The 13,436-nt window shown below is 53.1% G+C and carries 11 protein-coding genes; 3 read left to right on the forward strand and 8 right to left on the reverse strand.

All coding sequences use genetic code 11. The features are described 5' to 3' along the window. Nucleotides 1–112: 112 nt before the first annotated feature. From DS743_RS07160 to DS743_RS07180, 5 genes are all read right to left on the reverse strand, one after another. On the reverse strand, nucleotides 113–1,951 hold the full coding sequence (locus DS743_RS07160) for a monovalent cation:proton antiporter family protein (protein ID WP_035183955.1): 1,839 nt from the start codon (nucleotides 1,949–1,951) through the stop codon (nucleotides 113–115). 111 nt (nucleotides 1,952–2,062) lie between these two features. Beyond that, nucleotides 2,063–3,601, reverse strand: coding sequence for an SLAP domain-containing protein (locus DS743_RS07165; protein WP_035183958.1), 1,539 nt, complete (start codon nucleotides 3,599–3,601; stop codon nucleotides 2,063–2,065). 20 nt (nucleotides 3,602–3,621) lie between these two features. Next, nucleotides 3,622–4,824, reverse strand: a complete 1,203-nt coding sequence (locus DS743_RS07170) for a glucosaminidase domain-containing protein (protein ID WP_035183960.1) — start codon at nucleotides 4,822–4,824, stop codon at nucleotides 3,622–3,624. A gap of 270 nt (nucleotides 4,825–5,094) precedes the next feature. Continuing rightward, complete coding sequence (locus tag DS743_RS07175; RefSeq protein WP_003614496.1) at nucleotides 5,095–5,331, reverse strand: DUF2922 domain-containing protein; 237 nt, start codon at nucleotides 5,329–5,331, stop codon at nucleotides 5,095–5,097. Nucleotides 5,332–5,390: 59 nt separating this feature from the next. Then, on the reverse strand, nucleotides 5,391–5,600 hold the full coding sequence (locus DS743_RS07180; protein ID WP_002877879.1) for a DUF1659 domain-containing protein: 210 nt from the start codon (nucleotides 5,598–5,600) through the stop codon (nucleotides 5,391–5,393). A 213-nt stretch (nucleotides 5,601–5,813) separates the two neighbouring features. Here DS743_RS07180 and DS743_RS07185 point away from each other — a divergent pair, with 213 nt between their 5' ends. The 3 genes from DS743_RS07185 (at nucleotide 5,814) to DS743_RS07195 (ending at nucleotide 9,463) form a co-directional block, all read left to right on the forward strand. Further along, nucleotides 5,814–6,761 (forward strand): YfgM family protein, encoded by a 948-nt coding sequence (locus DS743_RS07185; RefSeq protein ID WP_035183963.1) that lies wholly within the window; start codon nucleotides 5,814–5,816, stop codon nucleotides 6,759–6,761. Nucleotides 6,762–6,877: 116 nt separating this feature from the next. Next, entirely contained in the window at nucleotides 6,878–7,291 is a 414-nt protein-coding gene (locus DS743_RS07190) for a hypothetical protein (protein WP_003614494.1), read from the forward strand. 150 nt (nucleotides 7,292–7,441) lie between these two features. Beyond that, nucleotides 7,442–9,463: a KUP/HAK/KT family potassium transporter gene (locus tag DS743_RS07195; RefSeq protein WP_035183966.1), complete on the forward strand. Its 2,022-nt coding sequence runs from the start codon at nucleotides 7,442–7,444 to the stop codon at nucleotides 9,461–9,463. A 333-nt stretch (nucleotides 9,464–9,796) separates the two neighbouring features. Here the strand turns inward: DS743_RS07195 and DS743_RS07200 are convergent, their stop codons facing one another. The 3 genes from DS743_RS07200 to DS743_RS07210 all read right to left on the reverse strand — a co-directional run bounded on the left by DS743_RS07200 (nucleotide 9,797) and on the right by DS743_RS07210 (nucleotide 13,419). Further along, nucleotides 9,797–11,749, reverse strand: coding sequence for a M13 family metallopeptidase (locus tag DS743_RS07200; protein WP_035183969.1), 1,953 nt, complete (start codon nucleotides 11,747–11,749; stop codon nucleotides 9,797–9,799). Nucleotides 11,750–11,773: 24 nt separating this feature from the next. Beyond that, nucleotides 11,774–12,112 (reverse strand): hypothetical protein, encoded by a 339-nt coding sequence (locus DS743_RS07205; RefSeq protein WP_002877868.1) that lies wholly within the window; start codon nucleotides 12,110–12,112, stop codon nucleotides 11,774–11,776. Nucleotides 12,113–12,198: 86 nt separating this feature from the next. Continuing rightward, nucleotides 12,199–13,419 (reverse strand): MDR family MFS transporter, encoded by a 1,221-nt coding sequence (locus DS743_RS07210; RefSeq protein WP_035183972.1) that lies wholly within the window; start codon nucleotides 13,417–13,419, stop codon nucleotides 12,199–12,201. Between the last annotated feature and the right edge of the window lie 17 nt (nucleotides 13,420–13,436).

Genomic DNA, 13,436 nt, shown 5'->3' on the forward strand with positions numbered 1-13,436 from the left:
TGATTTCTTTAGTGTATTTAGTCATGAAAATAACCCCCGAAATTAGTGTCCTAATTTCGGGGGTCATATCACTTTGCCGGCTGGCAGAGCGTTTTTTTGATATAGTCGTTTTCTATTCCCGGCTCAAAAGCTGGTGAATCCGGTCGGCTTCCCGCCAAGGGCCGCTGTAGATCAGTTCGTCGCCCGGCTCGATCACGGTTGACCCGTGCGGGGAAATCCACTTGTCCCCCCGCCGGATCCGGGAAACGGTGATCTGGTCGACGAAGTCCCAGTCCATCAGCTGGCGGCCGGTGTAGGCCGAGTTTCTGACTACCACGTCGTACAGGGCATTGTTGGTGTCCGTGATGATCCGGTAGACGGCTGGTGATTCAATCAAGGCCCGGAGCATGGCCCCATGCAGGTTGTTGAAGGCAAAAAGCTCGATGCCTTCCTCTCTGAGCTGGTCGACCGTATCAGCCACGACCTTGCCCTGGCTGACGATGACCCGCTTGACTCCGGCCTGCTTGGCTGCCCGGCCCACTTCCAAATTGGCCTGGTCGTCAGTGAAGGTGGCCACGAAGATATCGGTGTCAAAGGCCCCGGCTGCTTCTAAAGTATCCAGCTTCCGGTCAGGCAAAAGCTTCAAATTCTTGACCTTGCTCTTGTAGGTGTCGTATTTTTCCTTCCGGCAGGTCAGAACCTGAACTGAATACCAGGAGTCGTGCAGGTCCTGGTAGACGGTCATGGTCACGGCATTAAGGCCGAAGATCACGACCTTTTCCTTGATCTTGTCTTCCGGCGTCAAGGCAAAAGTTGAGTTGAAGACGATCGGGCAGGCGATGCAGACGATGACCGCCGCCAAAATGAAAGCACTGGACTGAGTCGCCGTGATGGCGTTCAGCTTCCGGGCTACCTGCAAGGTCGGCAGAACGATCGTGATCGTCGTTGCCGTTAAGAAGCCCCCGGCAAAAGCATTCCGCTTGTTAAAGGCCCGCATGTAGGTCAAAGTAACCGGCAGCTTGGCTAAGAAGAAGCAGATGACCAAAACCGGCAGCAGCATCAAGGCTTGCGGGTTGGCGAAGAGCAGCTTCAAGTTGAGGTTGACCCCGGTCCGGATGAAGAAGATCGGGATAAAGAAGCCGTAGCCGATGGAAGTCAGCTTGTCCTTGGTCGCCTGGGTTGGCTCCAGCAGCTTCATGACCACCCCGGCCAAAAAGGCCCCCAGGATGTTTTCCGCCCCAACCTGCTCTGCCACCGTCACCAGGGCAAAAATCAGGAAGAAGGCCAGGCGGACGTCCAACTGGGTTGTGGCCTTGGTCACCTTGGCAAACCACAGGTAAGGCCGCTTAAAGCGGCGCAGAAGAATAATCGCGGCCACAAACAAGAGGATGATCAGCCAGAGCTTGCGGGCATCCCCGCCGTTAACGGTGGAATAGATGGTCAAAAGCAGCAAGGGAATAACTTCCCCCATGACCGCCGTCAGCAAGATCGTCTGCCCGATCGGCCGGCCCAGGATTTCTTTTTCCTTTAAGGTAGCGATGACCACGCCTAAGGCCACGGTCATAAAGATGATCGAAGCCAGGGCCACGTCGTTAAAGAGACCCAGGGCCTTCATCCCCAAAGCCAGCAAAACTGAGGCCACCGCTACCCCGCCAAAGGCGAAGGCAGCCACGACCATGGGCTTGACCTGCTTGCCGCTCTCTGACTTCCGGGCTCGGGTGTGCTTTTTCGGGCTCAGCAAGTCAAAATCGATTTCCATCCCTGACAAAAACATCAAGACGATGACCCCCAGGTTGGACAAAAAAGTCAGCTGGGAAGTCTGGGTAATCAGGTTCAAACAGCTCTTGCCCATCAAGATCCCGACGATGATCTCGGCCACGGCGGTCGGCACCGTCGTCACCCGCAAGCGGGCCATGACGATCGGAATCACCAGGGCCAAGAAGACCGTTAAAAACAGTGATAGTCCTTCCATGCTAAAAAGTATCTCCTCACTAATTACAGTTTTTCTAATTATACAATAAGCCCGCAAATTAGTAAGAAAAAACGGACCTGGGCCAGGCCCAAATCCGTTTCTTGTCTTCAATTAAAAGTTGCCAGCCTTGAGGTACAGGGCGGTCTGGCCGGAGAAGCCGACCATGTAGTAGTACTTGCCAGCCAGCTTGACCCGGCTGCCGTAAGTAGTAACCGTGCTGCCCTTCAGGCGCTTGGCTTCACTCCAGTTCCGGGTCCCCTTGACCGTGTATACGTAAGCATTGTGCTTCAAAGGCCGGTTGGTCCCGTCGATATTGCCAGCCTTGACATACTTGCCGTTAGCGTACTTGTAGTACTTGGCCTTGCCAATCGTTACAGCTGACCCGTAGACCTTGAGGTATTGCCCAGCCTTCAGCATGCTGTCTGGCAACTTTTTGCCGGCAGCGCTGTAACTGTAAGAATTCCGCATCAAGCGCTTGCTCGTGCTGACTTCCACTGGCTTAGGCTGGAAATTGACTGCCTTGACATACTTGGCCACGTTATTGCTGGTAAAGCCAGTCATGTAGTAGGCCTTGCCCTTGATCTTAACCTGGCTGCCGTAGGTCGTGACCTTGCTCCCCTTTAAGAGCTTAGCTGTGGACCATTCCCGGCTGCCGGAAATAGTGTAGGTCCAGGAATTGCCAGTCAAAGGCCGGCTGGTCCCGTCGATATTGCCAGCCTTGACATACTTGCCGTTAGCGTACTTGTAGTACTTGCTGCTTCCAATCGTTACAGCTGACCCGTAGACCTTGAGGTATTGCCCGGCCTTCAAAGCCTTGACAGCCAGCTTCTTGCCATAAGCATCGTAGCTGTAAGAGTTCCGCATCAGCTTAACCGTCTTGGTTGAAACTGGCTGGGTAGCTGGTGCTTGGCTGGAGCTGCTTGAACCGCTGTTGCTGCTAGTTCCCAGCTTATTGTAGTAGTAAGTGATTAAGCTGTAGAAGTCGCTCATGGAGTAGCCCCATTTAGCAAAGTAGCTGTCCGGGTCCCCGTGGTCGGTCCCGCCCAGGTACTGAGAAACTTCATTGTGGGACCAAATAGTACCTGTCCCGCTCTTGCTTGCCCGGGATGGAGTCAAGTTGTATTGGTGCAAAAGGGTGGCGATGTAGTAGGCATCGTTGGCCACGCTCTGCACGAACTGGGACCGGGTTGAAACTTCACAGAGTTCAATCTGGATGTAGCGGACGTTGGCAATTGGGCCTGCCCCCCAGGTACCATAGTCAGTTGACATCAGCTGGATGGTCTGGTTATTGTCGACCACGGCGTGAACATAGGCACCGGCTGTCATCCAGTTGTTGTTGAAATAGCGGCCTTCATCCCAGGCCGTGGCACCTGGGGTCGCCGTTTCGTGCACGACCACCCCTTCAGGCTTGCCAACCCCATTGCGGTAGCCAAAACGGCTGCCGTACTTCTTGCCATTAGCCACGCTGTTGAATTGGTTGTAAGTCAGCCCCGCGGCTTTAAGCAGGGTCTCCAGGGACTTGGTACCGCTGTAAGTCTTGGTCTTGGCTTCACTGTTGATTGAGGCCTCCACGGCCTTCCCTTGACTGAAAACAAACGTCAGGCCAAGGCTGGCCACGGCTGCTACCGTCAAAATTTTGTTAAATCTCATTCAGTTTCTTCCCTGTCTTTTTAAAAGTTGCCCTTCTTGACATACTGGTTAAGGCCAACGATGTAGTACTGCTTGTGCTTGATCTTCACGCTGCCGCCATAAACGGTGTGGCTGCTGCCCTTGAGCCACTTGCTCTTGCCAACCCGCTTGCCTTTGCTGTTGTAAAGGTAGGCATTGTGCTTGAGCTTGCGGGGGGAGCCGTCAAAGTTGCTGGCCTTGATAAACTGGTCAGCGCTGGCTGAGTTAACCCGGTAGTACTTGGCCCCATTGATCGTGACTGACCCGTAAGTCATCATGCTCTTGCCAGCTTTCACGCTCTTGGCGCTGCTCTTAGCCCCGGTACTGGTGTAAATTGCGGCTGAGTGCATCAAGATCTTCATCTGTCCGGAAACAGTCGCGCTGGTGTCCGCGCTTGGTGCTTGGGAGCTGCCAGTGTTTAAGTCTTCCCCGTTGATCCAGCCCAAGCCCTTGAGGTACATCCGCTTTTTGCCATTGTAGTAAGTGTAGGTCTTGGTAACCGTTACGGTTTGGCCGGCAGTCACGTAAGACTTCTTTGGTGAAACAGAGTGATCAGTCGGGTAGAGGTAGGTTGCGCCAGACTTGGCCACCTTGACCGTATATACATCACTGCTGTAAACCGGGTCATACTTGGTCAAGTTGTAGCTCGTGATATGGTTGATCAGCTTAGACGCGTAATTCTTGTCAGTCGCGTAGCCGGCTGCCTTGATGGCCTTGGCGGCAGCTGAAGGACTTGAGGCATTTTCCAGCCAGGTCTTGCTGTAGCGCAAACCGCCGTAATTGTCCAAGGTCGTCCGCATCTTCAAGCCGTAGTCGTCAAAAGAAGCCTGGTAGCTGATGTATTTTCTGAAGGCAGCCGTGATGTAGTAAGTATTGCCGCTGGAAGTCTGTTCGGCCGTCTTGACCCTATAGGTTGCCCCGGTCCAGCCAGTAGCCTTCATCCCAAAGAAGTTGTTGGCCTGGGTAGACAGAGTTGAAGTCCCCCAGCCAGATTCCAAGGCGGCCTGGGCCAGCATCAAAGAGGCGTAGACGCCGTACTTCTTGGACGTCTTCTGCGCCTGCAGGCTGACCTTGCTTAAAAAGGCATCGCTGGTAGCTGATGCCTCAACTGCCTGATTTGAGAGAAACATGTTGTTGGTCACTGGAACGGCGACGGAAGTCAGCATCGCTGCGGTAGCAAGTCCAGTCAAAAATCTTCTCTTCATTAATTTCCTCCTAATAATTCAATCGTAGCCTCTATTGTATGTGCTCAGCGCTCTAGTTACAATCGAACGCGCATTCTGTAAAGTAAAAGTAACAATTTTCTTAAGCAATTACAATTCTTATAGGAAAAAACTGCTTTTTCCCCCTTTCCGAGCTAAGAAAGAAAATACCAAAAGGCAGGGGCAAAGCTGCATAAAACATAAAAAGAAAAGAGGCGGCCAGGCCGCCTCTTGGGTATAAATTTCGCATCCGGCTAAAGCGGCCAGATCTGTCTAATGATTACTATCGTCAAACACACCCGTAACAGTACGTTCAATATAGTTTGCAGCCAGCGGCTCAGCATAGAGGACCTCCCCTTCCTTGACGAACACGCCCTCGCCGGCGATGGCGGCCGCGGCCTCCCGGACCACGTCCGCGCTCAAGCCCTTGACCGCGTATGGCAGGTTCAGGCTCTTCTTTTTGCCGGCACTGGACTTAAAGGTTAATTGCAATTCGGTAGTCGTAGTCATGATTTTTTCTCCTGTTTCTTACTCAAAAATTCTTTATCTGAAGTTTCCGCGTCAAAGAGTTAGGCCAAGGTCAAATTGTGCTTTTGGACCAGGGTCAAGGCAGCCAGTTCATCGCCTTGCAGCTTGCTGATGGCCTGGCCCACCTTGACCAGGCTTTCCGGGCTGGCATCCAGCTTGACGTTTTGCAGGCTGCGCTGCATCTGCCCCTTGTCATACTTTTCGGCCTTGAAGGTGTATTGAATGCTTTGGTCAGCTAAAGTGAAGTTCATTTTTTCTCTCCTATTTCTGTAAAAAATCAATCTTGCCGCGAAGCAACGGGCTTCGCTCCGGCCGGCCCCGGCGCCTTGGGCCTGCACTGATACTAACGTTTCAAGAAGCAAATGTCGGCCACTTTTTGTTAAGGAACAATTACAAATTGGACTGGCTGCCTAAAGCAGATGGCTGATCTGATATAATTGGGAAGATTAACGAGGAGGTTATTTATGAAAAAATCGACTATCTGGTCCATCGTTGTGGTGGCCGTACTCGCCTTGGGCGGGGCTGGCGCCTACTTCTACTCCAGCCAGCAAAAGCAGAGCCAGGAGCAGACGGCAAGTTCCAGCTACTCCAGCCACATGCAGGCCGGCAAAGAGGCCGTAAAAGCCAAGAAGTACAGCCAGGCCGCTGACGAATTTGACCAGGCCTACCAGGCTAAGGCAACTGCCCAAGCCAAAAACTACCAGGCCCAGGCCGAAAACCTAGCCGACTCCGTGAAACTGGCCAAGACGACCGTCAAGTACGCCAGCGCCTTGAACCTGGCCCAAAAGGCCCAGGAGCAAAATGGCGGCTACAGTGTCATGACCAGCCAGGCCAAAAAGCTGGTTAAACAGCTCAAGGCCGTCAAGGACAACTACGACAGTGAAATCAAGCCGCTCTTAAACAAGGCAGCCAAGGCCATGGAAGACGGCGACTACGACAGCGCCGCTTCCACCTACAGCAGCATCTTAGACCTACCTTACATCAACGGGGCTTACTACGCCAAGGTCCGGTCTAATGTCAAGGACCTGCTCAAGGAAGCCAAGAGCAAGCAGGAAGACTCCAGCTCCAGTTCTGAAAGCTCCAGCTCATCCTCTTCAGACTCTTCCAGCAAGTCCAGCAGCAAGGAATCCAGTTCCAGCTCATCTTCTGCCGCTTCCAGCTCAGCCAGCTCTTCCAGCAACCAGGCTGAAGGGTCCGGGACCAGCAACAATGACAAGGTCGGCGGCAGCACCGTGACCAGCCGGGACGTCCAGCAGATCCGCACCCATCTTGACAACCTGGGCGAAAGCACTGCCGGCTGGAGCCCGCAGGACCTGATCAACCTGTTCAACTACGCCTACCAGCAGGGCCACACCACCATCGACTCCATCACCAAGGATGACGTCGAGGGCTACCTGAAGTCAGGCAAATAAGAAATAAATCAGCGCCAGGCCTTGATTTATGGGGGTCTGGCGCTTGCTTTCTGGCCTTAAAGCCGTTAAAATTACTATTGACTTTATAGACTTTTATTTAAAAAGGAGCTACAACTTTGGCAGAAGAAGAAAAGAAAATCCGCAGCAATGAAGACATGTTCAAGATCGTGATGCCTGAACCAGAACGCGTAACCATGCCAGCACGCGAAGTTGCCGACCAGCCGGCTTACCTGGTCAACTTCGCCAACTTCTACGTTTCTTCTTTCGAACGCGACGACCTGGAAATCATCAGTGAATTTGACGAAGACCACAACATGGTCAACATCAACCACTACCTCCTGCTCAACCAGCCATTCTCCCGCAAGAACCTGGTCAAGCATGTGCTGATCGATCACGCCCACAATTTCCAAGCCATCCTCGACAAGATGACCGCAGAAACCGGCGTTGACCCGGAAGCGATGACTACTTACGAAGACTGGAGCAACTGGTACGAAGGCGTTCGCGCGAAGATTGAAAGCAGTTTGTCCTAAAGGGCTTGAAACTTTACTCCAAATATAAGAAAATTACAGTAAAGAGAATGTCTCCTGGCATTCTTTTTTTTACCTGTTAAATCTAAACAAAAGCTTTACAGTTGTTTTTGTGTATCACAAACTTTTTAGTTTGAGGAGTATATAAGTGCTATGGAAGTAGAAAATAAACTCAATCGCATGACGGCCTCCGGCCTCTTGATCGCGATTGGGATTGTCTACGGCGACATCGGGACCAGTCCCCTGTATGTCATGAAATCCGTAATCGCCGGCAACGGCGGGCTCAATACGGTCAGCCGGGACTTGATCATCGGAACCATTTCCGCGATCCTGTGGACCGTGACCATGCTCACGACGGTGCAGAACGTGATTATCGCCTTGAAGGCAACCAACCACGGCGAAGGTGGTATCCTCGCCCTTTACACCTTGATCAGACATAAGGCTGCCTGGCTGGTCTGGCCAGCCCTGATCGGCGGAGCCGCTATCCTGGCCGACGGGACTCTGACCCCGGCCGTGACGGTTACCTCTGCCATTGAAGGGCTGAAGGGGCTGGAATTCGGCAAGGGCAACGTCCCGATCAGCAACCAGACCACGGTCCTGGTCATTACTATTATTATTTTGCTAGTGCTTTTCTCCATCCAGCGGATGGGGACCAGCATCATCGGAAAGGCTTTCGGTCCAGTCATGCTTGTCTGGTTCGCCTTCCTGGGCGTCATGGGCTTGATCAACATCGGCGGCAACTGGTGGATCCTGCAGGCCTTGAACCCTTACTACGCGATTAAATTGCTCTTTAGTCCTTACAACAAGGCGGGCTTAGCGATCTTAGGGTCCATCTTCCTGGCCACCACGGGGGCTGAAGCCCTTTACGCCGACGTCGGCCACGTCGGCAAGGGGAACATCCTCGGCTCCTGGCCATTTGTTTTCGTCTGCCTCTCCCTGAACTACTTAGGACAAGGGGTTTGGATCTTAAACAACACCAACCTGAACTCAGCCACTGAAATCAACCCCTTCTACGCCATGATTCCGGAAAACATCCGGCTGGCGTCAATCGTTCTGGCTACCCTGGCAGCGATCATCGCTTCCCAGGCCTTGATCTCGGGTTCCTTCACCCTGGTGGCTGAATCCATCAACCTGAAGTTCCTGCCGCGGATGAATATCCTCTACCCATCTGATGAAAGAGGGCAGATCTACATCCCGGCCGTTAACAAAATGCTGGGCATTACCACCATCGCCCTGGTTCTCTTCTTCAGAACCTCAGACCACATGGAAGCAGCCTACGGTCTGTCCATCACCATTACCATGCTGATGACCACCATCCTGCGCTATGAATGGATGTTGCTCAAGCAGGGCCACAACCCGGCCAACCTACTCTTCGTGATCTTCTTCGGTACTATCAACGTCCTCTTCATGGGGTCCAGTCTGAGCAAGTTCGCCCACGGCGGTTACGTATCACTGTTGATCACCCTCTTGATCATTTCCGTCATGGTCGTTTGGTACTTCGGCAACAAGGTCCGGGACCAAAACGAAGCCGTCAATGCCTATGTCCGCTTGGATGAATACACGGACATGCTGACCAACCTCAGCCACGACGACAACTACCCGACCTACGCTGACAACCTGGTTTACATGGCCAACGTCAAGTACAACAAGTTCATCAAGCGGGAAGTCCTCTACTCAATCCTGGACAAGCGGCCTAAGCGGGCCCGGGCTTACTGGTTCGTCACGGTCAACGTGACCAACGAGCCGTTTACCGCTGAATACGCGGTCAACACTTTTGGCACCAAGAACGTGATCAACATCCAGCTCTACCTTGGTTTCAAGAAGCAGACTAGTGTCAACGTCTACCTGCGCCAGATCGTCCACGACTTGATCAAGGACAACACGATCGAGCCCCAGCCGCAGGAATACACGACTACTCCTGGCCGGGACGTCGGCGACTTCAAGTTCGTCATCGTCAACGACGTCATCTCACCTTCGACCACCCTGTCTTCTTACAAGAAGTGGCTGGTCAAGGCCCGCGTCCAGCTGCAGAACCTGTCACCTAACCCGGCTCAATGGTTCGGCCTGGAATTCGCGGACACGGTCATCGAACGCGTGCCTTTGATCCTTGGTAAGCAAGAGCCTGCAAGAATCAAGCGGGTTGCTCCGGTTGACTACAGCAAGACACCTTGCTAGACAAGAAGCAAAAGGACAAAAAGAAGTAATTAGCAAATAAAGAAACGGCAAGCGATCGAATGCTTGCCGTTTTTGCTCTTAGAAAGTCTTAAATACTCTAGAAAATTACAAACTTTTTTTCATTGAAGCAAAGCAGATTGATCACAGCTTTTTTACAAAGGGCCGTTATTATATAACCATAGTCAGAAGCAAGAAATTGCTTCTCCTATAGGAATTAATTTTCCTTTTTCTTTTCCTCTTTTAGACACATATATTAGACAAACACACAGCAGCAGAAAAGCAGTCATTGATAGAATGACTGCTTTTTTGTTGCTTATGAAATTTTATGAAAAACTACCAGATCTTGACCCGGTCTTCCGGAGCCAGGTACATCCCGTCGCCCGGCTTGACGTCAAAGGTCTCGTAGAATTCGTCCTGGCACTGGGCCTGGACATTCGCCCGCAGAGGGCCTGGCGCGTGCACGTCAACGGAAACGATCATCTTGATGGCTGCTTCCAGGGACTTTTGTGCCCAGACTCTAGCCCAGTTGGCGTAGAAGTCTTCCAGGCCTTGACCTTCTTCCTTGCAGGCGGTCATGGCCGCGGTCAAGCCGCCCTGGTCAGCGATGTTTTCGGACACGATCTGCTTGCCGTTCAAAGTAGTCGGGCCGAACTTGAGCCCGTCAAAGAGGGCGATTTCCGCCTTGGTCCGGTCAGCAAATTCCTTGTAGTCAGCTTCGGTCCACCAGTTCTTCATGTTGCCGAATTCATCGAACTGGGCCCCGTTGTTGTCGAAGGCATGGGAAACTTCGTGGGCGATCACGGCCCCGATCCCGCCGTAGTTGGCTGCCCGGCTCTGGTCAGCACTGTAGAATGGTGCCTGCAAGATGGCCGCTGGGAAGGTGATGTCGTTTCTCTGCGGGTCGTAGCAGGCGTTAACCAGGTTGCCTGGCATCAGCCAAACAGTCCGGTCAACCGGCTGGTGGAGCTTCTCCAGGCTGTACTTGATGCTTTCCTGGCTGGCGGCCTGCAGGTTGCTGTAAAGGCTGCCGCCCTCTTCTGCCGGGGTAACCTGGAGGCGGTTGTAGATGTCTTCAATCTTGTCCGGGTAGCCGACCTTCAAGATCAAGGCCTGCAGCTTGGTGATGGCCTTGTCCTTAGTCGCCTGGGAGAGCCAGTCGTTCTTGGCCAGCCGGTCCTCGTAGACCTTCAGCATCCGCTTGATCATGCCCAAAACGTCTTCCTTGGCGGCGGCCCCGAAGTAGGTCTGCCCGTAGTAGACGCCGACAACTTCGCTGAAAGTGCTGTTGGCAATCCGGTAGGCCTGCTTAATCCCGCTGGCCAGTTGCGGCTGGCCGGTCAAAGCCTGGCTGAACGGGAAGGCGGCTTCTCTGAATTCTTGCGACAGAGATGAGGCCACGTCATTGATAAACTTAACCAGCATCCAGCCCTTGATTTCACTGAAGCTGGCTTCGTTTAAAAGACCTTCTACCTGGTCCAGGTAGCGGGGTTCCGTGTTGATCAAAACTTCTGGTTCTTCACCAAGGAAGCCTGCCAGGAACTGGCCCATGTCAAAGCTAGTGAACTTGCTCTTGAAGTCCGCCAATGAAATCGGGTTGTACATGGCCGGGTAGTCAGCCCATTCTTCGCTGGACTTGACCACCTTGGCCAGGCGCTGGTCGTAAGCCAGGGCCCCGTCTACATATTCAGCGGCTTTTTCTTCACTTACCCCGGCCATTTGGAAGAGCTTGAGGGTCTGTTCTTTTAACACGCCCAAGAGTTTTTCCGCGTCCGGGCTTTCGTAAGTGGTCGTATCTGGCAAAAAGATGTGGGGACCGCCGAAGTAAACCGTGTTGACCTTGGTGTTCTTCATGTCCGCGTCAACGGAGAAGGAGAATGGGAGGTCAAAGCCTTCCTTGGCCAAAGCAGATGCCGCGCCTTGCAGGTCATTCCAGCTGTTCAAGCCTTCCAGTTTCTTCAAGTCAGCCTGGATTGGTTCTGCCCCGTCAGCGTTCCGCTTGTCAAAATCCTTGGCCAGCTTGTATAGTTCAACGGCCTTGGCCAGGTTCGGCAGGTTTGGCACTTCCTTTTCCCCGCTGGCAAAAGCCGCGAAGTCAGCCATCAAGGTCTTTTCAACGTTTTCAGCGATTTGGTCAAAGCTCCCCATCCGGGACCGGTCAGCCGGGATTTCCAGCTGATCCAGGTAGTCAGAGTTAACGGCCAAATACAGGTTGTCCTGCGGGCGGGCAGTCTTGTCAACGACAGTCGTGTCGCCGCTGCCGCCGCGGACGGCAAATTTATTGTTCAATATTTCTTCCTCCTTGTTTTTCAACTAGCAGTTGTGCTGGCGCAGGTCGCACTGGGCCGCGATTTCAGCCTTGGCCTGGTCAGCTGCTTCGGGCCAGATTGGCTCTAAGCCCTGGTCCTTTAAGAAGCCTTCCCAGTCGGTAAAAATTTCCCCGTCTTCCTTGACGCAGGCCGGAATCCCCACGCTGCCCTGCTCCTTAGCGTGAGCAAAGGCGGGACTGGCATCCCGCAAGCGCAAAAATTCCTTGAAATCCGGCATGGTGGCGAAAATATTAACGAATTCGTAGCCGATGCCGTACTTTTTAAAACTGGCCTCACAGGCGATGCAGTCCGGACAGATTTTTGTCCCGTAAACCTTAAGCATGTTTTCCTCCTTTTCTCACTATCCTCTTATTTTACCCGTTAACTGCTTCCCTGTTCAACCAAAGTGCAAAAAAATGCTAAAAATTCCTACTTGAAGAACTGCACCTGGTCCTTCAGCTTTGTTCTCAGCGGCAAGAGGGCCAAAAGGCAAAGGAGGATGCCGCAGCTGGCGACTACAAACATGGTCTTGTAGCCGAAGAGGTCGATCAAGGTCCCGCCGAAAAGCGGCCCGAAGGCCCGGCCGATCCCGCTAGCCACCAGGGTCATCCCCTGGTACTTGCCCTTGCTGGAGTACGGCGACATGTCGTTGACATAGGCCGGAATGGCGGAAAAGGCCGTCGATTCACCCAAGGTCAGGATCGACATGGACAAGACGAAGCCCGGGTAGGTCTTGGCGAAAATCAAGGTCAGCCAGGACACGGCAAACATGAAGATCCCGAAGTAGATCTGCTGGTAGATGCTCTTGAAGATCCGCGGGAAGCGGACCAAAATCAGCTGCACGACCACGATGATGCCGGCGTTGATCGTCCATAAAGTTGAGTAAAGGTGGAAAGGAATCCCCAGGCTGACCATGTAAACGGACAGGTTGGACTCCCAGTTCATGTACATCAGCCAGGTCACCCCCAGGGTGATGAAGAAGCCCATGGTCATCCAGAAGTTGGCCTTTGGCATCTTTTCCGCCTTCAGCGGGGTTTGGCCAGTCTTCTTCTGCTCCTGCCGGCGGGCATGGTAGGCCACGATCGGCTTAAACTTGCAGAAGGCAACTAAAGTCCCGATCAAGAAAAGGCAGCTGGCAATGATAAAGAGCAGCTCAATTGAGTAGTCGTAAAGGTAGCCGACAACCAAGGTCCCGATTACCACCCCCAGGTTCTGGGAGAAGTATAGAATATTGAAGACATACCGGCCCGGATACTTGCGCAGGCTGGTGGCGATGGAATTGACCAGGGCCCCGTTCCAGCCCCCTAAAAAGCCCGTGCAGACCAGCCAGACCCAGTAAACCGGCCAGCCATGGAAGAAGGCCATGGCCAACAGGACCAAAGCATCCAGCAGCATCCCGCCCGTAATCAAAGGATAAGGATTGAGCCGGTCAAAAAGCCGGCCGCTGATGGTTGACCCCAGCATGTTGGCCACGCAGTTGCAGAAGAGGACGATCCCGATTACCGACAGACTGATCCCCAACCGCTTGTTTAGGTAAACGGAAGTCAGTGGCCAAATGAAGCTGGCCCCGATCCAAGTAGCCAGTTCAGCCACGACCAGCCAGGGCAGCGCGATTTCCGGCAACTGGCTCTGTCCGTGTTTAGTTTTCATTTATCCATTCCTCCTTT

The sequence above is a fragment of the Lactobacillus leichmannii genome, from assembly GCF_024701915.1.
Taxonomy (GTDB): Bacteria; Bacillota; Bacilli; order Lactobacillales; family Lactobacillaceae; genus Lactobacillus; species Lactobacillus delbrueckii.

What these genes read in the sequence shown, in the direction of transcription:
- DS743_RS07205 (WP_002877868.1), bottom strand. Translation starts at nt 12,112, where the DNA reads ATGCTTAAGGTTTACGGGACAAAAATCTGTCCGGACTGCATCGCCTGT.
- DS743_RS07160 (WP_035183955.1), bottom strand. Translation starts at nt 1,951, where the DNA reads ATGGAAGGACTATCACTGTTTTTAACGGTCTTCTTGGCCCTGGTGATT.
- DS743_RS07175 (WP_003614496.1), bottom strand. Translation starts at nt 5,331, where the DNA reads ATGACTACGACTACCGAATTGCAATTAACCTTTAAGTCCAGTGCCGGC.
- DS743_RS07195 (WP_035183966.1), top strand. Translation starts at nt 7,442, where the DNA reads ATGGAAGTAGAAAATAAACTCAATCGCATGACGGCCTCCGGCCTCTTG.
- DS743_RS07210 (WP_035183972.1), bottom strand. Translation starts at nt 13,419, where the DNA reads ATGAAAACTAAACACGGACAGAGCCAGTTGCCGGAAATCGCGCTGCCC.
- DS743_RS07180 (WP_002877879.1), bottom strand. Translation starts at nt 5,600, where the DNA reads ATGAACTTCACTTTAGCTGACCAAAGCATTCAATACACCTTCAAGGCC.
- DS743_RS07185 (WP_035183963.1), top strand. Translation starts at nt 5,814, where the DNA reads ATGAAAAAATCGACTATCTGGTCCATCGTTGTGGTGGCCGTACTCGCC.
- DS743_RS07170 (WP_035183960.1), bottom strand. Translation starts at nt 4,824, where the DNA reads ATGAAGAGAAGATTTTTGACTGGACTTGCTACCGCAGCGATGCTGACT.
- DS743_RS07165 (WP_035183958.1), bottom strand. Translation starts at nt 3,601, where the DNA reads ATGAGATTTAACAAAATTTTGACGGTAGCAGCCGTGGCCAGCCTTGGC.